A 19,850-nucleotide genomic window follows, 5' to 3' on the forward strand; every position below is an offset into this window, starting at 1 on the left:
TCGCGAGCAGATGGTCCCGGTCTGTGGACCCGGAGGATGGAAGCCACGTCGTGTCGACGGACAACCCAGAGGCGCACTATGTCACGGCTCGGCGGCCTCTTCAACCACTGCGGGTCGACCTGGCTGGATATCGACGGCGATGTGCGGCTGGTGCGCGCCGACGGCGCGCAGGATGAAGGTCGTGGCCTCGTCGACGATTGGGCCGGGTGCGGACTCTTCGTGCGCGATCTGCCGCACCGCAGCAGCCATGACGCCGCTGATGAACGCGAGCGTCCGTTCGATGCTCGCCACCGGCGCGAACTCGCCGGAACGTGCGCCAGCTTCGAGGACGCGTCCGATGCTCGACTGCACGGCGTCGATGGACTCCGCCGCGATCGCCTGGTCCTCGACCTCGAGCGAGCCGACCTGCGCCTGGAGCACGAAGACGCGATGGGTGCCGCGGGTGAACGACGTGAGCAGGAAGTCGATCACGGCGGCGAGGCGCTGCGGGGCATCGAGGTCGGTCGAGTTGACCAGCTCGTCGACGGCGTCGCTGACGCCGACGGTCGATCGGCGGACTGCAGCGAGCAGCAGGGTCGCCTTGTCGGGGGCGTAGTTGTAGACGGTGTTCCGCGCGACTCCGGCCCTGCTCGCGATGTCCTTGAGCGTGATCCGGTCGTAGTCACGCTCGTCGAGCAGGGCATCGAGTGCATCCAGCAACCCGTCGTGCACCTTCCTGCGGTGGTCGGCCAGGTTGCCGGCGAGGATCTTGGGCATGTTCCCCAGTATCCATCGGTTAGCAGCGAACTCTCAACCTTTTCGCGACGCGGCGTCGTAAAGTTTTCACGACACAACGTCGCAAACATGAAGGGTTTGATCATGCAGTCGAGCAAGCGGGTCCTCGTCGTCGGTCTGGGCATCGCAGGGATGGCCACCGCAGTCCGATTGAAGGACGCGGGATGGGAGCCCGTGATCATCGAGCGGGCGCCGGAGCGTCGGTCAGGCGGGTACTTCATCGGCCTCTTCGCCGAGGGGCGCGAGGCTGCCGAGCGTTTGGGCGTGCTCGGCAACATCACGCGCGAGAACCCTGCAGGGAGCAAGACGTGGGAGGTCGACTCCGACGGGGACCGCACGCTCAGCATCGGGTTCCTGGATCAGCCGGGGCATCCTCGGGGGGTGCTGCGCGGCGACATCGAGGCGGCGCTGTGGGAACGGGTCCGCGATGAGATCGAGGTGCGCTACTCCGTGACGCCGGAGGCGATCCGTTCCATGTCCGACCGCGCATACGTGGTCCTCCGCAACATGCAGGACGGGACGCTCACCGAGGAGTCGTACGACCTGGTGATCGGGGCAGACGGCCTCCGTTCGACCGTTCGACAGCTCGTGTTCGGTCCGAACGAGCAGTTCATGAAGCCGTTCAACGCGATCATCTGCGCCTTCGCACTCGACAGCCAGGTCCCGCAGTTCGCGGAGCGGGACGGCCTCGTCCTCGCCGAGCCCGGTCGGTCGCTCTGGGTGTTCCCGTTCGGGGACAGGACTCCCACCGCCCTGCTCACGTACCGGACCACGGACGAGGACGCCGAGTTCCGTCGACCTCCCATCGAGACGCTTCGTGCGCGGTATGCGGGTGTCGATGGTGACGGAGCCGTGGCGCATGTGCTCGACGAGCTCGAGAGCGCGCCAGACTTCCTCTTCGACTCGGTACACCAGGTCAAGATGCCGAGTTGGCACCAAGGGCGAGTCGTCCTGCTCGGTGATTCCGCCTGGTGTCTCACGCTCTACTCGGGCATGGGGGCAACGGCGGGCCTGATGGGAGCGGATGCGCTCGGCGCCGCACTGGAGGCGAACCCGGCGTCGATCGAATCCGCCCTCACGGAGTGGGAAGCCGGCCTTCGACCATTCATCAAGAAGCACCAGTTCGGGGCCCACATCAAGGGGCAGGTGTTCGTGCCGTCCAACCGGTTCCTGGCGCGTGTGCGAACGGCTGTGATGCGCCGACAGGGGCAGAAGGTCCGCGTCGCGCGTGCTGAACGAACGCCCGCTCCGGTCTCGTGACGACGGCGGCGACGCGGTGTGATCAACCGAGTCGCTCCGCGGCTCAGTTCGGCTCGATGCCGTCGAACAGGGCGCTCACCAGGTCGTCGGCAAGACGTGGGCGAACGTCGAGGCGACTCAGCAATCGGTACACGATCATGCCGAAGAGCATCTCGATGATCTCGGCCGAGGACAGGTCGGGGCGGAGTTCGCCAGCGTCGCGGGCTTCGTCCAGACGTGCTGCGATCCCGGACTCGTAGGGACCGGTGAGCCGGGAGTACAGGGTCGCCGCGAGCTCAGGATCATCCGCCGCCGCCGAGATGAGACCACGAACCAGACCCTCGTGTTCGGAGTCACCGATGTACGCCAGGGCTCCCCGCAACCACGCAGTCATCACGACGCGGATGTCCCCGCTCGGCGGCAGTGCGGTCTGGGGCGGCAGGATCAACCCTTCGAGCAGGCAGTCCGCGAGGATCGCGCTCTTGGAGCGCCACCAGCGGTACACCGTCTGTTTCCCGACGTGCGCGCGGCCGGCGATCCCCTCGACGGTGACGCGCTCCCAACCTCCCTCGGCCAGCAGGTCCCGGGTGGCCATCAAGATCGCGGAGCGAGCGCGCTCGCTGCGTCGGCGGGGTTCGGGTTCTGTCGCTTGACTCACGGTACGGGAAGCGTATCGTTCAACTGACGAGACGGACCGTCTCGTCTCATTCAGATTCCTTTGGAGCACACAAGCATGTCCAAGCAGGTTGTCGCCGTCATCGGTGCCGGTGGGATGGGCGAGTCGATCGCCCGACGTCAGGGAGCGGGCAAGACCCTCGTCCTCGCTGACTTCAACGAGGAACTCCTCAACAGCAAGGTCGCAGCACTCCAGAGCGACGGGTTCGACGTCCGCGGGCTCACGGTCGATGTCTCGTCCCGTGCGTCCGTCCACGAGCTCGCCGCCGCGATCAGCGCCCTCGGGCCGGTGACCCAGGTCATCCACACCGCCGGGCTCTCGCCCACGCAGGCCCCGATCGGCGCGATCCTCGCGGTGGACCTCCTCGGTGTCGCACTCGTCCTCGAGGAATTCGGGTCGGTCATCGCGGACGGGGGCGCCGGTGTGGTGATCGCGAGCATGGCCGGCTTCACCTACCCAGGGCTGACCCCCGAGCAGGAGTACGCACTGGCGACGGTCGGCGCGGACGAGCTGCTGCAGCTGCCGTTCACGTCCGGCGATGCCGTTCCGGACCCGGGCGCGGCGTACGGACTCGCCAAGCGGGCGAACCAGCTGCGTGTGCGGCATGCGAGCCAGGCGTGGGGTGCACGCGGCGGACGTGTCAACAGCGTCAGCCCCGGCGTGATCTCGACCGCGATGGGCCAGCAGGAGCTCGACGGTGAATCCGGCCTGTACATGCGGGCGATGATCGACGCCTCCGGCACCGGCCGGATCGGGACCCCGACGGACATCTCGAACGCGGTGGCCTTCCTGCTGAGCCCGGAGGCGTCGTACGTCTCCGGGACGGACCTCCTCGTCGACGGCGGCGTCATCGGTGCCGTGACGACCAACCCGCCGTCGATGCTGATCGATGCGATCAGCGCGCTCCGGTGACGCGAGCCGCCGCAGCGCTCCACGACCACGCGAACAAGGAGAAGAACAGATGACCACGGGTCAAGCAGTCCCCGTCCCCGCCTCGGTGAGCCCGCACGCACAGCAGTGGCTCTCGATCCCGAAGGCGGAGTCCACCTACCCGGCGCAGGACGACACCGCAGGGTGGCTCGCGATGATCGAGCAGGCCGACTCCGCCATCGCAACGCAGTTCACCAGTCAGCCACTGCCCGTGTCCACCGAGGACGAGACGATCGCCGGCGTGCCGGTCTTCGTCGTCACCGGCCCCGGCGTCGCTGATGACGACCGTCGGATCCACATCAACTTCCACGGCGGCGGACTGATCATGGGTGGTGGCGCCGTCTGCCGTGCGATGACCGGGATCTCCGCACTCTCAGCCGGCCTGCGCACGTGGGGTGTCGACTACCGAATGCCGCCCCTGCACCCGTTCCCCGCCGCCCTCGACGACGCGATGGCCGTCTACCGTGCGGCGCTCGAGATCCGGGAGCCGCACGAGATCGTCGTCGCGGGTGGGTCCGCCGGCGGGAACATCGCCGCCGCGCTCCTGCTCCGCGCCAAGGACGAGGGCCTCCCCATGCCGGCAGCGCTCGTGCTCAACACCCCGGAGCTCGACCTGACCGAGTCCGGTGACTCCTTCGTCACCAATGCGGCGTACGACAACCTGCTCAGTTCACTCCGCGAGGTGAACGAGCTCTACGCGGCCGGGCAGGCGCTCGACGAGCCGTACCTCTCCCCGCTCTTCGGCGACGTCACCGGCTTCCCGCCCACGTTCCTCAAGACCGGTACCCGCGACCTGTTCCTCTCGAACACGGTCCGCATGCACCGCAAGCTCCGCAACGCGGGCGTCGAAGCAGAGCTGCACGTCGGCGAAGCGATGCCACACGGTGGGTTCGGCGGCGCGCCGGAAGACCAGGAACTCGACGCGGAACTCCAGCGGTTCCTGACACGCCACACCGCACAGCACTGACACGCCGGGGCCCGTCGGCCGATCCGGGTCGACGGACCCCGTCATGGGCGGCTCGCCCCACAGCGCACGCGACACCCACGTCGGCGAGACGACCGTCTCGTCGCTCGAATTCGAAGAGGAATACAGATGGACTTCTCGGAGTACAACGGCAAACGGGTCATCGTCACGGGCTGCTCGTCCGGCATCGGTCTGGCAACGGCGCGAGCGCTCGTCGGACTGGGCGCAGAGGTGCACGGCGTGAGCCGCCGGAAGCCCGACCTCGAACTTGCCGCGTTCGACTCGGTGGACCTCGGCGACCCGGACGCGATCCGGAGGGCCTTCGCGGACCAGGACGCGCCGGTCGACGCACTCTTCAACTGCGCCGGACTCGCGCCGATGTTCCCAGCGCACGACGTGCTGCGGGTCAACTTCCTCGGGACACGACTCCTCACCGAACTCGTCGTCGAGCGGATGCCTGCGGGATCCGCCGTCGTCAGCACCTCTTCCGACGGCGGCGCCGCGTGGCGGAAGCGGCTGCCGTTGCTCTCGGAGTTCGTCGCGATCGACTCGTTCGAAGCCGGCGCGGCCTGGTACACGGAACACGAGGAACGAGCCGGCCACGCGTACGCCTTCGGGAAGGAAGCGCTCAACCTCTGGTCGATGCAGCAGTCGACGACGCTCATCGCTCGCGGGATCCGGGTGAACACCACCACCCCGGGCGCCGTCCGAACACCCATGCTCGACGTCATCGAGGAGACCTACCCGAAGGAGCTGTCGGCCGCGACGGCGCAGCCGATCGGTCGTGAGTCGACCGCCGAGGAGCAGGTCCCGCCGTTGCTCTTCCTCAACAGCTCGGCTGCCTCCTACGTCAACGGCACCGACCTCGTCGTCGACGGCGGCTTCGGCGCCATGGAGTCGGCCGCTGGGCATCTGTTCAACGTCTGAACCGACGTCCTGCGTCTGGACTGACAGAAGACGGCCGGGCGGCGAGGAACGAACCGTTCCTCGCCGCCCGGCCGTCGTCGTGGCGTCCGGACCTGCCTCAGCCCTCGGTGAGCAGTCCCGCCGGCACGGCCTGGTCGAGCTCGTCGAGCGTCCACAGCGCACGGAGGTCGTCGTCCTTCAGGATCGACGCACCGTCCACCGGGTCGGTCCACCGGGTCACCTTCGACCCCGTGACACCGAAGACCTCACCGGTGACGTCCGCCGCGGCGTCCGAGCAGAGCCATGCGAGCATCGGCGCGATGAGCTCGGCCGGCGGGAGGTGGAAGCTACCCATCTCGTCCTCCGGGACCCCCTGAGCCCGGAGCGCGTCCTCCATGTCGTCCTTGTACAGGTCGAACGTGCGCGTCCCCGCCGACGGCGCGTACGAGTTGAACGTCACGCCGGTGCCGCGGTACGTGTTCGCCAGGTCGTGCGAGAAGCCGATGCTGCCGTTCATGACGACGGCACCGAGCGGGCTCGTCTGGGTCCCGCGCGCGATCTCCGACGTCGCGAAGAGCATGCGCCCCCAGCCGCGCTCGACCATCGCCGGGACAGCCGCACGGGCCAACCAGAACTTCTGACCGAGGTAGAGGTCGACCATCTTGCGCCACGACGCGTCGTCAGCCTGGATGCCCGACAGTGCTCCCTTGACGAGCGCGCCCGCGTTCGCGACGACGATGTCGCAGGCGCCGAACGTGTCGACCGCGGTGGCCACGGCCTGTTCGCATCCCTGCGGATCGGCGATGGAGTCGTAGTTGGCGACGGCTGACCCGCCGGCGGCGAGGATCTGGGCGACGGTGTCGTCAGCGGCCTGCGAGCTGACGCCCTCACCGAAGGCGCTCGTACCGAGGTCGTTCACGACGACGTTCGCCCCCTCGGCTGCCAAGCGGAGCGCGACTTCCTTGCCGATGCCGTTCCCGCTACCGGTGACGAGTGCGGTTCGTCCTGCGAGTCGAGGGGTCATGACCTGTTCCTTCGTTCGATCGGGGGTCGGAGGTTGCCGGCCCGGTGCGATCGCCCTGTGCCCGCGGATGCCGTCCTCGAGCGGTGCGATCGCGCATCGAGTCTCGCACTCAACGAGACAAAAAGTCTCGAAATTGGCTGGTAGTCCACTGTGGTCCACGGCGCGAGTGTTCCCTCGTCAGTCCGCTGGCTCGAGCACTCCGCGGAACACGAGCTCTGCGAGTTCGACGACGAAGGTGTCGTCCAGTTCCTGCCGCGTCAGGATCCGGTACAGCAAGCCGCCGACGATCGTCTCCGCGACGGTCTCGACACCGGAGCCGGGTCGGACCTGACCGGCCCGGACGGCTGCCTCCAGCCGTCCGACGAGCGCTTCCTGGGTCGCTCGGGCCTGCTCCTGGTAGTGCGCGGCGACGGCGGTGTTCTCCGCCGCCGCGGCCGTGATCGCCCGCGTCAGCGACGCTGCGGCCGGCACCCGGCTCTGCTCGGCGAACGCTCGGATCCATGCGGTGATGTCGCGACGGACGTCACCGGTGTCGGAGGTGGTGAGGATCGGGCGGACGATGTAGCCCTCGACGAGGCAGTCCGCGACGAGTTCGCTCTTCGACGGGTACCACCGGTAGATCGTCTGCTTCCCCACGCCGGCCGCCGTCGCGATGCGATCGATCGAGAGTCGGTCGTAGCCGTGCTCGGTGAGATCGTCCCTCGTGGCCAGCAGGATGGCTCTCCGAGATGCTTCGCTCCGTGCGCGACCGACTGCCATGACTGCGATCCTGGCAGACACACCCCGTCGGGGTGCCTTCCGGTCGGTTCACTCCGGACCGCGTTCGCGGAAGCGTCGCACGCGCAGGACCGCGTCGTCGAAGGTCGAGTCGTCGAGCGAGACCGTCGGGATGTCTGGGTGCGCCGCCGCGAAGAGCGCGCCGGTCGTGTGCCCCGGCGGGAGTTGCAGGGTCAGCGTCGTCCCGAGTTCGGCGAGCAGGTCGGTCGAGTCCCGCCACAGCACCATCTCGGCGACACCGGCGGCGAGGTCCGCACGGACTCGAGCGCCGGAGACAGCGACCCGGGCGGTCGATGCCGCGATGTAGCGCGACCGGGGCCGCCGATCAGGGACGGTCCCGAGGACGGCGGCGACGGCTTCCGACACCGGATGCATGAGGGCGCAGTGGGACGGCACCGCGACGTCGAGCCGGCGTGCTTCGCGCGCGCCGAACCCCGGTGCCCGCGTCGCCGCACGGGCGAGTGCCTCGTCGCTGCCCGCGAGGACGATCTGGTCGGCGGAGTTCTCCATCGCGACGAACAGTGCATCCTCGGCACGGACCGCCGCGACCAGGTCGTCCGCGCTCCGGCGTGTGAGTCCGATGACCGCCATGAGCCCGTACCCGGACGGGTGGAGCTCCTGCATCCGGCGCGCTCGGACGGCAACCGCGCGGGCACCTTCCGACACAGTCAGGACGCCGCTGCTGACGGCTGCGCCGAATGCGCCGATCGAGTGACCTGCCACGACGTCGGCTCGGATGCCCGCTTGGTCGAGCAACCGATCGGTGGCGACACCGACGGCGAACAGCCCGACCTGTGCCGCGTACGTCGACGTCAGCGCCTGGGCCGAGTCGAGGTCGTGGACGTCTTGGCCGATCGTGTCGCTGATCGTGTCGAGTGTCGAGCGGACGACCGGTTCGTCGGGGAGCGCAGCGATCATGCCTGCCCGCTGCGACCCTTGGCCTGGGAACAGGAAGGCGATCATGCCGACCTCGCCGGAGACCACGGGTCCGCGGTCAGGATCGGGCCCGCCGGGGTCCGGACGACCACCTGTGCGAGGCTCCTGTCCGCCCATTCGGTGAGTGCGACGGCGCCGGCTCCTGTCTCGAGGAGGCAGTCCACTCGGGACGGGAGCGCGGTGAGGAAAGCGGCGATCTCCACTGCTTCGGCGCGGGGCATCGGGTCCGGGGTGCGAACGACCATGTCCAGGTCACTGGTCCGGTGAACGACGGGCACGCCGGTGGCGAGTTCGAACCCCGCGGACCCGGTGGGACCCCATGCGCGGTGATCAAGCAGGGTCTGCGCGGCCCGGGCGACGGCGGAGATCGTCTGTGCGAGGGCTGGGTTGGTCGCCATGAGCGGTGCGCCGTCGATGAGCGTCTCCGGCGCCACGCTCCGGACGACGTCGGACGACCGGATGTCGAGCGCTCGTCGTTCGTCTCGTGTCCGACCGCGCACCCCCAGCGGGATCGTCCCCGGCGGTGTGTCCGCTCGCCGTACGACGCCCCACGCATGCCCGTCGCTGCGGTCGGCCCAGGCGGGGAGCCGGTGGTCGTCCGCACGGAACAGGACGAGGTCGTGCGTCCGCAGGTCGGGTCCCGTGCTCAGCGCCATTGCTCGGTCATCGCCGCCCACACGGCGCGGGTCGCTGCGCGTCGGTCACCCGCCTGCTGCACCGACCAGCGGGCCTCCAGCGAACGGTTTCCGTCGCGTGCGCGCTCGACGGCGTTGTCCAGGCGTGCCCGGACGACCGTCACGTCGTCGTCCGAAGGGTCGTCGGCATCAGCGACCGCGATCAGGTCGTCGCAGAGCCCCAGCGTCGCCCAGTCCCGGACGTCGTACGACAGCGGCGGTACGTCGAGGGCGAGCGCGTCCAGTTCCTCGATGCTCCGTCGGGTGATCCGCGCTGCCGCCGGCTTGTGCATGGCATGGATCTCGACGCCGGGATCGTCGAGGGCGAGGATCTGGTTGGCCTGCAGACCGTGCGCGAGGAACCCGCCGGAGAGTGCGGTCCCGACGACGAGCGCGACGACGGGATGGCCCGCAGCTCTCGCCGTGGCGTACGCGTCGACGGCCGCGGCGAGGTGCAGGTGGAGCCCGACCATCTCCTCCAGTCGGCCGTAGGCCTGACTCGGGAGGTCGACGACCGCGATGATCGGCCGCTTCTGCGTAGCGGGGAGCGCTCCCGCCGCTGCGACGATCGACGTGACCCGCTCGGCGAGGGCGAGGCTCTCGACGAGGCCGACCTCGCCGTGACGCGCTCGGAGGAAGGGGCTCGTCGGGTCGGGCACCACGGACAGGAGGGTCGCATCGCCTCCGCCGAAGCGGGCCTGCGCTTCGAGGACCGTCGGTGCGATCCGGTCCGGCGCGCTCGTGGCCAGGGCCGCGAGCCAGCGGTGTCCACGACTCCGGTGCTCAACAGGTTCCCCGTCCGGCGCCGCGGACGGACGCTTCGCCCTCGGGGCGTCCCGGAAGCGGTCGGGAAGCGCGGCCGGGGACGGCGGGTCCGTCGGGTCCACGGCGGCCAGGCGGTCGCGGAGGACGTCGAGGGCGCGCGAAGCGGGGACGTCGACGGGTCCCGCGTCGATCGCCGCGGCCACTGCCCGGCGGATCGTCTCCGTGTCGTCGGCGATGAGGTCGTCGGCTTGGCCGAGCGCATGTCGCTGCGCGCCACCGTCGATGGACCACACGAGAGCGCGGTCGGACGCATCGAACTCTGCGATCCCGCCCTCGGATTCGATGACCTCGGGGCCGTTCAGTCCGAGCCGGGCTTCACGCGTCATGATGACGGTGGAGCACAGGCCGCCGACGATGCTCATCCCGCCGAAGCTCCCGAGGCCGCCGGCGATGACCGCCACCACCGGCTGTTCAGCGCGGAGCTCGAGCACCGCGGCGCAGGCCTCGGCGACCGCGGCGAGACCGAGGTTCGCCTCCTGCAGGCGGACGCCGCCGGTCTCGAGGAGCAGCACGGCTGCTGTCGGTCGGCCCGCGCGGCTCTCCGACGCGGCCTTCGTGAGCGCGGCGGTGATCTTCGCCCCGGAGACCTCGCCGATGCCCCCACCCTGGAACGCCTGCTCGATGGCGATGACGACCGTGCGGGATCCCTCGAGCGTCCCGAGGGCGACGACGACGCCGTCGTCGGCGGCGGGGACGACTCCTTGCCGTTCCAACCACGGAGACTCGAGGTGGTCGAAGGGGTCGAGCATCTCGCGTGCAGATCCTCGATCGAGGAGGGCGAAGGCCCGCGATCGGGCATCCCGTTCGATGAAACTGTCGCGCTGCACGTACTGCATGACGTCGTTCATGCGTCGGCCTCCTGGTCACCGGTGGCTTGGTCGAGCGCCTGCAGGAGGCGGATCGAGACCATCGCCGGAGTGGCCCCGAAGTCGTTGATCTCGATGGTGCCCGTCAACCGGTAGCGGGCGAAGAACCGGTGCAGCACGTTGCGCCAGACGTCGTCGAATCCGTCGACGCTGGTGCGCACCTGCACCGTTGCGGCCGCCGTGGGGCCCGGGACGACGAGTACCTCGAGGTCTCCGGAGCCGACGACGCCGGCATGGGCCCGACGGGTCGCCGGGCGGTCGCCGGGGAATTCGAATTCAAAGGTGCGCATGAGCGAGCTCCAGGTTGGCGGACGAAGTCGAGACGGACGAGCGGGACAGGGAATCGACGAACAGGGCCCCGGCGAGCAGGTCTGCGCTCCCGCCCGGTGAGAGGCGTCGACGATCTGCTTCGTCGGCGAAGCGGTGCAACGCGACGCCGAACCGTGGTGCGTCGAGCGTGCGTCGCGCGAGACGTTGCATCCACCGCAGACCGTCGGCACCGCCCCGGTGGAGGATGCAGGTGTCATCGACCGTGGCGATGAGCGCGAGCAGCGCGCGCAGCCGTGCGGTCTCGTCGGTGGCACCGCCTGCGCGAGCACCGCGGAGCATCGGGAGCGCGACGTGGACGATGTGCGGGAACCCCGCGACGGCTTCACCAACGGCACCGCTCACCCCGTACCGTCGGACCGCTCGTTGCCCGTGCGACGAGGCTCGTGGAGGGCCGGCACTGTCGGGGCGTCGAGCGAGCTCCGCGGCGAACGCGACTGCGCCCGACGCCGAACCGGTGGCGCCCGCGCCGGTGGCCAGCAGGCCGATCGTCCAGAGTGCGCCGCGGTGCGTGTTCACGCCCCCGGTGGTCTCGAGCATCACGTGCTCGCCCTCCCGTCCGAGCGCGCCAACCTCGTCGCGGAGCAGCTGCCCGGGCGCCGAACTAGATCCGGCGTGGGCCAGGGCCTCGAACGTGTCGAACAGACTCTCGGCGGAGCGCAGGAGCATCGCCAGGTCCATGTCGGTGTGACCGCCGGTTCCTCTGCGGTCCACGAGTCCGGGCTTCGGTGTCAGGAGCGCTTCGGTCATGATCGCTTCGACTGCGGCGGTCGCGATCATCGTCGGCGTCAACGGTCGGGTCATCGGTTCAGAAGTTCCGGAAGCGGGCGGGCGGATCGTACAGTCCACCGGACCACGCCTCGAGGTCGCCGATGCTCTTCGCGGCGAGGAGCGACCGGTCGGCTCGGCGGACGTCGACGTCGAGGTCCTCCGGGAACGCGACGACGCCGTCACGGCGGAGACGTTCCGTGACGTCCGGATCGGCCCGGAGTCCGATCGGCGTAGCACCGGCCACTGCGGAGATCGCCTCGCGACGTTCGGCGACGCTCGCCGCCTTGTAGAGGTACGCGACCCCCTCCTCGGTCACGACGTGGCTGACGTCGTCGCCGTAGATCATCACCGGTGCCAGCGGCATGCCCGCCTGCGCGCCCACGTCGACGGCGTCGAGACGATCGACGAACGTCGGGGTGCCGCCGGCCTTGAAGGTCTCGACCAGCTGCACGACGAGCTTCTGCCCTCGGCGGTTCGCACCGTCGCCCGACGCGAGGTCCAGCCATGCGGCGCTGCCGTGGCGTCGCCCGTGCGGGTCGTGACCCATGTTCGGCGCACCGCCGAACCCGGCGAGCCGACCCGCCGTCACCGTCGACGAGTTCCCGTCGCCGTCGATCTGGAGCGACGAGCCGATGAACATGTCGATCGCGTACTGGCCGGCGAGTTGGGCGAGCACCCGGTTCGAGCGGAGGCTGCCGTCGCTGCCGGTGTAGAACACGTCGGGTCGTGCCGCGACGTAGCGCTCCATCCCGGGTTCGCCACCGAAGCAGTGGACGGATTCGACCCATCCGCTCTCGATCGCCGGGATCAACGTGGGGTGCGGGTTCAGGACCCAGTGCTTCGCGATCCGCCCACGGAGGCCGAGTTCCTCGCCGTACGTCGGGAGCACGAGTTCGATCGCCGCCGTGTCGAAGCCGATGCCGTGGTTCAGGGATGCGACCTCGTGCCGCTCGTAGACGCCGCGGATCGCGATCATCGCCTTGAGGATCTCGACGCGTCCGATCTTCGCCGGGTCCCGCGTGAACAGCGGCTCGAGCTTGTACGGCCGAGGGCTCTCGATGACGACGTCGATCCAGCCGCCCGGGATGTCCACCCGGGGGAGCTCGTCGACGATGCGGTTGACCTGCACGATGACGATGCCGTCGTGGAACGCGGTGGCCTCGACGATCGTCGGGGTGTCCTCGGTGTTGGCGCCGGTGTAGAGGTTGCCCGCTGCGTCGGCCGCTTCTGCGCAGATGAGCGCGACCCGCGGCGCCAGGTCGACGAACATGCGCGCGTACAGCTCGACGTACGTGTGGATCGCACCGATCGAGACCACACGGTCCTCGACGAGCTGCGCGAGCCGGAGGCTCTGTGGTCCGGCGAAGGCGAGGTCGAGCCGAGACGCGATGCCGCGCTCGAAGACGTCCAGGTGGGCGGGGAGGCTCACCGACGAGATCAGCAGGTGCAGGTCGTGGAGGCGAGCAGGGTCCACCTCGGCGAGTGACTGCGCGAGGAAGTCGGCCTGCTTCTGGTTGTCGCCTTCGAGCGACACCCGGTCGTGCGGCCGGATCAGGGTCGTCAGGACGTCGTCGATCCTGTCGGCATCGACGAACTTCGTCCCGGCGCCGAGTCCGAGCTGCGCGAGTCGGAGCTGCTTCTCTGCCCGGCGGGTGGACCACTGAGGGCGCGAATCGGTCATGGACCCAGCCTGGGGTGGAGGCCGGGTTGCGTCCACCCCCGGTAAGGATGTCTCATTCATTCATGCATGAAGGACGAGCCAGCTCGCTCGCCCCGGCACTGGCGCAGCTGGCTGCGCTGGCCGCCGAGGGCACGGTGACGAACGCAGCCGCGCGCAGCGGCACGAGTCAGCCCACGCTGAGCCGGGCGATCGCGGCGTGGGAACGCGATCTGGGGTTCCCGATCGTCACACGGTCCGGCCGGCGTGTCGCGCTCAGCGAGCAGGGCCGGGTGCTCGCCGCCGCTGCAGCTGACGCGCTGGACACCATCGACGATGCCCTGCGACAGGTGCGCGGCGAGTCGGCCCGGCCGACGTTGACCGTGGGGTTCCTCCGATCGCTCGGTCCCACGGTCGCCGGCGAGCTCATCACGTCCTTCCTGCGTGGCCGACCCGACGTGGTCGTCGTCCACCGGGAGGGCTCCAGTGCGGAACTCGCCGACGCGCTGGCGGAGGGTCGGATGGACATCACCATCACAGCGCCCCGGCCGCCGGAACGCCTCGGGTGGATGCCGCTCGGTCGGCAGGCCCTGGTGCTCGTCGTGCCCGCCGGTCACTGGGCAGCGGGGCGGGAGGACGTCGCCCTCGCCGACGTGCGCGGTGAGGCATTCCTCGCGCTCGACCGTCGGTTCGATGCCCGTCGCCGAGCCGACGCACTCTGCGCATCGGCGGGGTTCGCAGCGCGCATCGTGCTCGAGGCAGACAACCTGCTCACTGTCCGCGACTACGTCGCAGCCGGCATGGGCATCGCCGTGCTCCCCGCCGATGCGACGCCGAGTGCGCGGACGAAGTCGGTGCTGATCCGATCCGATGACGCGTCGCGGTCGTTCGGGTTGGCATGGGACCCGCACCGGCTCCCCGACGACGGGCGGGACCTCATCCGGCACGCGGAGACGGTGTCGGCGAAGTACCCGGGATGGGCAGACGTCCTCGGCTGACGAGTCCTCAGGCGTTGAGGAGCCGCTCGATCTCGACCGCGATCGCAGCCATCCCCGCGCCGTTCGGGTGGAACGACCCGCCGGTGCGCTGCATGTCCTGGTGGAATGGCTGCACCCACGGTGCGACCGACCCGAGGGCGTGCGCGGTGCTGATCGCCGACGCGCGGACGAGCTCCGCGCCGGTCCTGGCCGCGGCGTCGGCGAACACCCGGACGATCGCGTCCTGGATCTCGAAGAACCGGTCCAGCTCGTCGGCGGTGAACGTCGTGGCGGCGGGGGTGACGTCTCGGTCGAGGACGGTGAGGTAGTCCACGAGGACGATCCGCGCGGCCGGGGCCGCCTGACGGACACGCTCGATGACCGACACGAGGCCCGAGGTGGCCTGCTCGACGGCCGCCGGAGTCGGAGCAGGGATCCCGTCGGTGAACATCTGCCCGAGCAGCGAGGCCATCTGGCCGTCGGGCTCGGCGTGCGACCACGCGCTGTACAGCATGGCCCCGGCGAACTGCAGGTCGTTCCCCCCTGCGGTGATGGTGACGACGTCCGCATCTGCGGGCACCCCGTCGATCTGCGGCGGGAACGAGACGCCCTTCGCGACCTGCTGCGGGGTGTCGATGACGTTCGCGGTCGTCGCGCCGGACACCGTGAGGTCCACCAGTTCCGCGTCCAAGAGATCCGCGAGCTGGTGCGCGTAGTTGTTCCCGGATCGCATGGCCGCTCGGTCGACGACCGGTTCGATGTTCGGACCGGCTGCGAACGAGCTGCCGAGGGCGGCGATGAGCTGGTAAGTAGGCACGTCGCCATGCTGCCAGCAGCAGCTGGAATCGGGAACCGGCCGTGATGCAGGAATGCATGAAGGACGCACTGGAGGCGCGGTGCCAGGCCGCACCGCGCCTCCAGTCCGTCAGCTGGTCACGTCGTCAGGCGACCATCACCTCGTCGACGTGGCGCGCGCGCCACTGCTGGAGGACGTCCCGGAAGACGACGGGGCCGGGACCGAAGGAGGTGTTGCCGGACGTCGCGCTGCCCTCGCGGTTGTAGTAGCCGGGCGTGCACTCGGCGCGGAAGTCGTCGTTGTCGATCGCGCGGTCGGCGATCACCCGGACCCACGCCTCCTGCGCCGCTTCCGTCGGTTCGACGTACCGGGCGCCCTCGGCACGGGCGATGCGGACGAGTTCCGCGATGTGTTCGGCCTGGTCCTGCAGGATGTGCACGAAGTTGACCGAGTTGGCGTTCTGCAGGGGACCGAGCTGGAACAGGTTCGGGAACCCGTGTGTCGTGAAGCCGTGCAGCGTCCGAGGGCCGCGCGCCCACGCCTCAAGCAGCGTCGTGCCGTCCCGCCCGTACACCGGGAGCGTGCCGGACAGCACGCCGGAGACGCCGACCTCGAACCCGGTCGCGAAGACGACGCAGTCGACGGCGTACTCGGTGTCGCCGACCACGACGCCCGTCTCGGTCATGCGCGTGATGCCGCCGGCGTCGGCGGTGTCGACGAGCGTGACGTTCGGTTCATTGAACGCCTGCAGGTACAGGTCGCTGAACCCGGGCCGCTTGCACATGTACCGGTACCAGGGCTTGAGGGCCTCGGCGGTCGCCGGGTCCTCGACGACCTCGTCGACGCGCGCACGGAGCTCGTTCATCTTCTGGAAGTCGAGCAGCTCGTCCAGACGCTCTCGCTCGGCCGGTTCGACGGACTCGTCGACCGTGCCCGTGATCATGGTGCGCTGGATGCGTGCCGTCTCGGTCCAGCCGTCCTGGGTGAGGTCCTCGTCGACCGGGGCGCCGGAGATCGTGCGGATGAAGTTCTCCTGGCGTTCCCGCTGCCACCCGGGGCGCAGCGAGGCCGCCCACTCCGGGTCGGTCGGCCGGTTGTCGCGGACGCCGATCGTCGACGGGGTGCGCTGGAACACGAACAGGTGCTCCGCGTCGCGCGCGACGTGCGGGACGACCTGGATGCCCGTCGCACCGGTGCCGACCACGGCGACCCGCTTGTCGGCGAGCCCGCTGAGTCCGCCGTCGGCGTTCCCGCCCGTGTAGCCGTAGTCCCAGCGGCTGGTGTGGAAGGTGTGCCCCTGGAACGTCTCGATCCCGGGGATGCCGGGGAGCTTCGGCTCGGTCAGCGTGCCCGAGGAGGTGATCACGAAGCGCGCGCGGAACCGGTCGCCGCGGTCCGTCGAGACGTCCCAGACCGACGTCTCCTCGTCCCAGCGGAGCTCGGTCGCGCGGGTCTGGAACAGGGTGTCGCGGTAGAGGTCGAACGTGCGTCCGATCGCCATCGCGTGCTGGCGGATCTCCTCTCCCGGGGCGTACCGCCACTTCGGGACGGTGCCGACCTCCTCGAGCAGCGGCATGTACACGTAGGATTCGATGTCGCAGTGGATGCCGGGGTAGCGGTTCCAGTACCAGGTGCCGCCGAAGTCGCCGGCCTCGTCCATGATCCGGATGTCCTCGACGCCGGACTCGCGGAGCCGTGCCGCGGTGACGAGCCCACCGAAGCCACCACCGATGACGAGCACCTCGACGTCGGTGGTGATCGGCACACGGTCGACGCGCGCCGTGTAGGGGTCCTTGGCGTAGTAGCCGAACGAGCCGGCCGCCCGGCGGTACTGCGAAGCGCCGTCCGGGCGGATGCGACGATCGCGCTCCCGGCGATACTTCGCTCGGAGCGCGTCGACGTCGATCTGCTCGGCGAGCCGGTCGGCTTCGGTCTGGACAGCGGTGGTGGAGTCGGTCATGGAGTCCTCTCGATTACTTAACCCAACGCTAAGTACCCGCGCTCGGTGAAACCTGGCAGCGTCCGCCGTACCCTGAGGAGGTGGCCCAGACGGACGACGAGCGCGCGGTGCTCGAGCGACGGATCGCGACGATGACGTCCCGGTTCGAGAACGGTGCCCTCGCTGCGATCGTCGAGCCGCTGCTGTCGCTCGAGCTGACGATCCAGCAGCTCAAGGTCCTCACCGTCCTCGTCACCGCTGACACCGGCACGACGCTGACGGCGCTGGCGTCGTCGTTCGACGTGTCGCTCGCATCGATGTCGGGCATCGTCGACCGCCTCGTCGCGCAGGGCGTCACCGAGCGGGTGACGGACACCGACGACCAGCGCGTACGACGGCTCCGCGCGACCGGTCGTGGCCGGGAGGCCGTGCAGCGACTGATGGCCCGCCGCCCCGAGTACGGCGTCGCCGTCATCGAACGACTCGCGCTCGACGACCTCCGCGCGCTCGACCAGGGAATGCGCGCAGTCGAGCGTGCCATGGAGCGGTGAGGAGCTGAACACCGGTTCCCCGGATCGGGACATCAGCGAAGATGGAGGAATGGTCGCCACCGTCGTCGCGCTGCCCGGAACGCTCTGCCCGCCGGAGATCTTCGATCTGCTCGACCGTGAACTCGGCGATGCGGTCGAGGTCGACGTCGTTCCGTGGCTGACCGGTCCCGGCCCGTGGACGGTGTCGGACATTGCCCGGACGGTCGCCGGCCGGATCGAATCCCGATCCCTCGGTCCGGTGTGCCTGTGCGGGCACTCCACCGGGGGCGCGATCGCCCTCGAACTCGCGCTCGAGCGTCCCGATCTCGTGGCGGGGCTCCTGCTCACCGGAACGGGTGCGAGCATGACCGGACACGGCGATGTCGACGCGATCATCCGTCGGGTCGACGTCGACTGGGGAGCGTCCCTGCGTGCCGACGTCCTGGACCGCTCGTTCGCGGAGCCGCTTCCGCCGGAACTGCGTCGCCGTTGGCTCACATGGTCGGACGCGGTTCGTCAGGACGCCGTCGCGGCCGTGCTCGCCAGCCAGGCCGCGGTCGACTTCCGGCCCCGTCTCACAGACCTCGCCGTCCCCACGCACGTGGTGCACGGTGTCCACGACCGGGCCCGCTCAATCGCCGACGCTCGCGAGCTCGCAGCACTGATCCCCGCTGCCCGCCTCACCGTGGTCGACGCCGGCCACTCGGCGATGCACGAGGCGCCGACGGAGGTCGCGAACGCCCTCCGTGCGCTCGCGGTCGATCCCAGCCCGAGCACCGTGTGATCGCTCGCGACCGTCTCGGTTGGCGGCGGTACGCTCGGGAAGATCACGACGCCGCGTCGTGACCGCTCGAGAGGACCACGACCATGAAGGCTTCCGCGCTGAACCCGCAGCTCCGCTCGGTGTTCCGGTTCGCTCCGAACCCGCCCATCGGGCGACCGTGGCGGATCCGGCTGGTCCGGAGGATGCTGGCCGCGTTGCCGGAGGCGAAGCTCCCGGACGGCGTGACTCGCGAGCGCTTCGACTTCTCAGCAGGCGGGGGAGTGCGGGTCTTCACGCCGGCAGGCGGCGGCACCGGCGCAGCGCTCCTGTTCATCCACGGGGGTGGCATGGTGATCGGGAACGCCGCGCAGGAAGACGCGCGTCTCGCTGGCATCGCACAAGACCTCGGCATCGTCACCGTCTCGGTCGAACACCGGCTCGCGCCGGAGCACCGGTTCCCGGCGCACCTCGACGACTGCTTCGAGGCGTGGCAGTGGGTGCAGCAGCATGCGGCCGACCGGGGCATCGACCCCGAGCGTGTCGCCGTCGGCGGGCAGAGCGCCGGCGGCGGCCTCGCCGCGTCGCTCGCCCAGCGCATCCGCGACGAACTGCCCGTGCAGCCTGCAGCGCAGTGGCTCTTCTGCCCGATGCTCGACGACCGGACCGCGGCCGATCGCAGCCTGGACGCGCTCGGCCACTTCCTCTGGAACAACCGGTCGAACCGGATCGGCTGGAGCGCCTACCTCGGGAAGCACCCCGGTCGACAGGACCTCCCGCCGTACGCATCACCCGCGCGACGCACGGACCTCAGCGGGCTTCCCCCGGCCTGGATCGGCGCGGGCGACATCGAGTTGTTCTTCGCCGAGGACAAGGCGTACGCCGCTGCTCTGGAGTCGGCTGGAGTCGAGACGACGTTCGAGGCCGTCGCGGGCGCACCGCATGCGTTCGAGTCGGTCGTGCCGAACGCACCGGTCGCCCGGGAGTACATGCGTCGAGCGTTGGACTGGTTGGCAGACCGACTTGGCGTCAATGCGTCGCGCCAGGACACCGGCGACCATCGTGGCGCGGCAGGTTGATCAGAGAGGTCACCAGCCCCGACAGCCCTACAAGCGCCTTCGGTGCCCGCACGACCTGACCCTCGGCTGGTTCGACCGACGGGTGGATCTCGAGCTCCCTCGGAGTCTTTGGGCGGACGTACTACGCGTGCGAGTCTTCGCTGACGTCGAGGACGTGCACGAGGAGTTCGCTGGGGCGCGAAAGGCGTCGAGAGCAGCCCGACCCGCAGTGGCTGCGGCTTCGGACTCGACAGGTGGAACGCGCTGCCGACCATCGCCCGCGGTTCTCCTCCGAATCATTCCGAGGCTCAGGCCCCGCTACAGCGGAGGATCCTGCAGGGAGATGGGCTCGATCGTGCGCTGGAGGAGGACGCTGACCTTCCGCGGGCCCAGTCGATGTGCAAGTCTCCGGCGGCGAGGAAGGCAACTCGTTCGCGGGCTGCT

General features: G+C 69.7%; 20 protein-coding genes. 8 read left to right on the forward strand and 12 right to left on the reverse strand.

The genetic code is table 11. From position 1 onward, the window contains the following. Window positions 1-81: 81 nt before the first annotated feature. Window positions 82-756, reverse strand: coding sequence for a TetR/AcrR family transcriptional regulator (locus ABH929_RS02000; RefSeq protein ID WP_263055239.1), 675 nt, complete (start codon window positions 754-756; stop codon window positions 82-84). Between ABH929_RS02000 and ABH929_RS02005 the strand changes: the two genes are divergently transcribed. Continuing rightward, window positions 721-2,034 carry an FAD-dependent monooxygenase gene (locus ABH929_RS02005; RefSeq protein WP_404559959.1) on the forward strand — a complete coding sequence of 438 codons (1,314 nt, stop codon included), beginning with the start codon at window positions 721-723 and terminating at the stop codon, window positions 2,032-2,034. The two genes, ABH929_RS02000 and ABH929_RS02005, sit on opposite strands and share 36 nt — an antisense overlap. A 43-nt stretch (window positions 2,035-2,077) precedes the next feature. Here ABH929_RS02005 and ABH929_RS02010 read toward each other — a convergent pair whose 3' ends face one another. Next, complete coding sequence (locus ABH929_RS02010; RefSeq protein ID WP_404559960.1) at window positions 2,078-2,671, reverse strand: TetR/AcrR family transcriptional regulator; 594 nt, start codon at window positions 2,669-2,671, stop codon at window positions 2,078-2,080. 75 nt (window positions 2,672-2,746) lie between these two features. On the opposite strand from ABH929_RS02010, the gene ABH929_RS02015 reads away from it, so the two are divergent. The 3 genes from ABH929_RS02015 to ABH929_RS02025 all read left to right on the forward strand — a co-directional run bounded on the left by ABH929_RS02015 (window position 2,747) and on the right by ABH929_RS02025 (window position 5,510). Then, on the forward strand, window positions 2,747-3,601 hold the full coding sequence (locus tag ABH929_RS02015) for an SDR family oxidoreductase (RefSeq protein WP_263055242.1): 855 nt from the start codon (window positions 2,747-2,749) through the stop codon (window positions 3,599-3,601). A 49-nt stretch (window positions 3,602-3,650) separates the two neighbouring features. Next, entirely contained in the window at window positions 3,651-4,586 is a 936-nt protein-coding gene (locus ABH929_RS02020) for an alpha/beta hydrolase (protein ID WP_404559962.1), read from the forward strand. Between the two features lie 126 nt (window positions 4,587-4,712). Beyond that, entirely contained in the window at window positions 4,713-5,510 is a 798-nt protein-coding gene (locus tag ABH929_RS02025) for a coniferyl-alcohol dehydrogenase (protein WP_263055244.1), read from the forward strand. Between the two features lie 97 nt (window positions 5,511-5,607). Here ABH929_RS02025 and ABH929_RS02030 read toward each other — a convergent pair whose 3' ends face one another. The 8 genes from ABH929_RS02030 to mdcA form a co-directional block, all read right to left on the reverse strand. Further along, the gene (locus tag ABH929_RS02030; protein ID WP_404559963.1) at window positions 5,608-6,513 is read right to left on the reverse strand and encodes an SDR family NAD(P)-dependent oxidoreductase; all 906 of its coding nucleotides are present in this window, start codon (window positions 6,511-6,513) and stop codon (window positions 5,608-5,610) included. 177 nt (window positions 6,514-6,690) lie between these two features. Beyond that, window positions 6,691-7,272 (reverse strand): TetR/AcrR family transcriptional regulator, encoded by a 582-nt coding sequence (locus tag ABH929_RS02035; protein WP_404559964.1) that lies wholly within the window; start codon window positions 7,270-7,272, stop codon window positions 6,691-6,693. Window positions 7,273-7,320: 48 nt separating this feature from the next. Then, window positions 7,321-8,343, reverse strand: a complete 1,023-nt coding sequence (locus ABH929_RS02040; RefSeq protein WP_404559965.1) for an ACP S-malonyltransferase — start codon at window positions 8,341-8,343, stop codon at window positions 7,321-7,323. Continuing rightward, complete coding sequence (locus tag ABH929_RS02045; protein WP_263055248.1) at window positions 8,250-8,882, reverse strand: malonate decarboxylase holo-ACP synthase; 633 nt, start codon at window positions 8,880-8,882, stop codon at window positions 8,250-8,252. The genes ABH929_RS02040 and ABH929_RS02045 overlap by 94 nt, the downstream gene beginning before the upstream one ends. Beyond that, the gene (locus ABH929_RS02050; RefSeq protein ID WP_404559966.1) at window positions 8,873-10,573 is read right to left on the reverse strand and encodes a biotin-independent malonate decarboxylase subunit beta; all 1,701 of its coding nucleotides are present in this window, start codon (window positions 10,571-10,573) and stop codon (window positions 8,873-8,875) included. The genes ABH929_RS02045 and ABH929_RS02050 overlap by 10 nt, the downstream gene beginning before the upstream one ends. Continuing rightward, window positions 10,570-10,881, reverse strand: coding sequence for a malonate decarboxylase subunit delta (locus ABH929_RS02055; RefSeq protein WP_404559967.1), 312 nt, complete (start codon window positions 10,879-10,881; stop codon window positions 10,570-10,572). The genes ABH929_RS02050 and ABH929_RS02055 overlap by 4 nt, the downstream gene beginning before the upstream one ends. Continuing rightward, complete coding sequence (gene mdcB, locus ABH929_RS02060; RefSeq protein WP_404559968.1) at window positions 10,868-11,722, reverse strand: triphosphoribosyl-dephospho-CoA synthase MdcB; 855 nt, start codon at window positions 11,720-11,722, stop codon at window positions 10,868-10,870. The genes ABH929_RS02055 and mdcB overlap by 14 nt, the downstream gene beginning before the upstream one ends. Window positions 11,723-11,726: 4 nt before the next feature. Continuing rightward, entirely contained in the window at window positions 11,727-13,370 is a 1,644-nt protein-coding gene (gene mdcA / locus ABH929_RS02065) for a malonate decarboxylase subunit alpha (RefSeq protein ID WP_404559969.1), read from the reverse strand. A 62-nt stretch (window positions 13,371-13,432) separates the two neighbouring features. Between mdcA and ABH929_RS02070 the strand changes: the two genes are divergently transcribed. Next, on the forward strand, window positions 13,433-14,344 hold the full coding sequence (locus ABH929_RS02070; protein ID WP_404559970.1) for a LysR family transcriptional regulator: 912 nt from the start codon (window positions 13,433-13,435) through the stop codon (window positions 14,342-14,344). A gap of 7 nt (window positions 14,345-14,351) precedes the next feature. Here ABH929_RS02070 and ABH929_RS02075 read toward each other — a convergent pair whose 3' ends face one another. Beyond that, on the reverse strand, window positions 14,352-15,140 hold the full coding sequence (locus ABH929_RS02075) for an SGNH/GDSL hydrolase family protein (protein ID WP_404559971.1): 789 nt from the start codon (window positions 15,138-15,140) through the stop codon (window positions 14,352-14,354). Between the two features lie 124 nt (window positions 15,141-15,264). After that, a complete protein-coding gene (locus tag ABH929_RS02080) occupies window positions 15,265-17,079 on the reverse strand; it encodes a flavin-containing monooxygenase (RefSeq protein WP_404559972.1) in 1,815 nt (604 codons plus the stop codon). 80 nt (window positions 17,080-17,159) lie between these two features. Here ABH929_RS02080 and ABH929_RS02085 point away from each other — a divergent pair, with 80 nt between their 5' ends. The 3 genes from ABH929_RS02085 to ABH929_RS02095 all read left to right on the forward strand — a co-directional run bounded on the left by ABH929_RS02085 (window position 17,160) and on the right by ABH929_RS02095 (window position 19,427). After that, a complete protein-coding gene (locus ABH929_RS02085; protein WP_263055255.1) occupies window positions 17,160-17,609 on the forward strand; it encodes a MarR family transcriptional regulator in 450 nt (149 codons plus the stop codon). 49 nt (window positions 17,610-17,658) lie between these two features. Continuing rightward, a complete protein-coding gene (locus ABH929_RS02090) occupies window positions 17,659-18,372 on the forward strand; it encodes an alpha/beta fold hydrolase (RefSeq protein ID WP_404559973.1) in 714 nt (237 codons plus the stop codon). A gap of 83 nt (window positions 18,373-18,455) precedes the next feature. Then, a complete protein-coding gene (locus ABH929_RS02095; RefSeq protein WP_404559974.1) occupies window positions 18,456-19,427 on the forward strand; it encodes an alpha/beta hydrolase in 972 nt (323 codons plus the stop codon). Window positions 19,428-19,850 lie beyond the last annotated feature (423 nt).

The sequence above is a fragment of the Curtobacterium sp. AB7 genome, from assembly GCF_044909335.1.
Taxonomy (GTDB): domain Bacteria; phylum Actinomycetota; class Actinomycetes; order Actinomycetales; family Microbacteriaceae; genus Curtobacterium.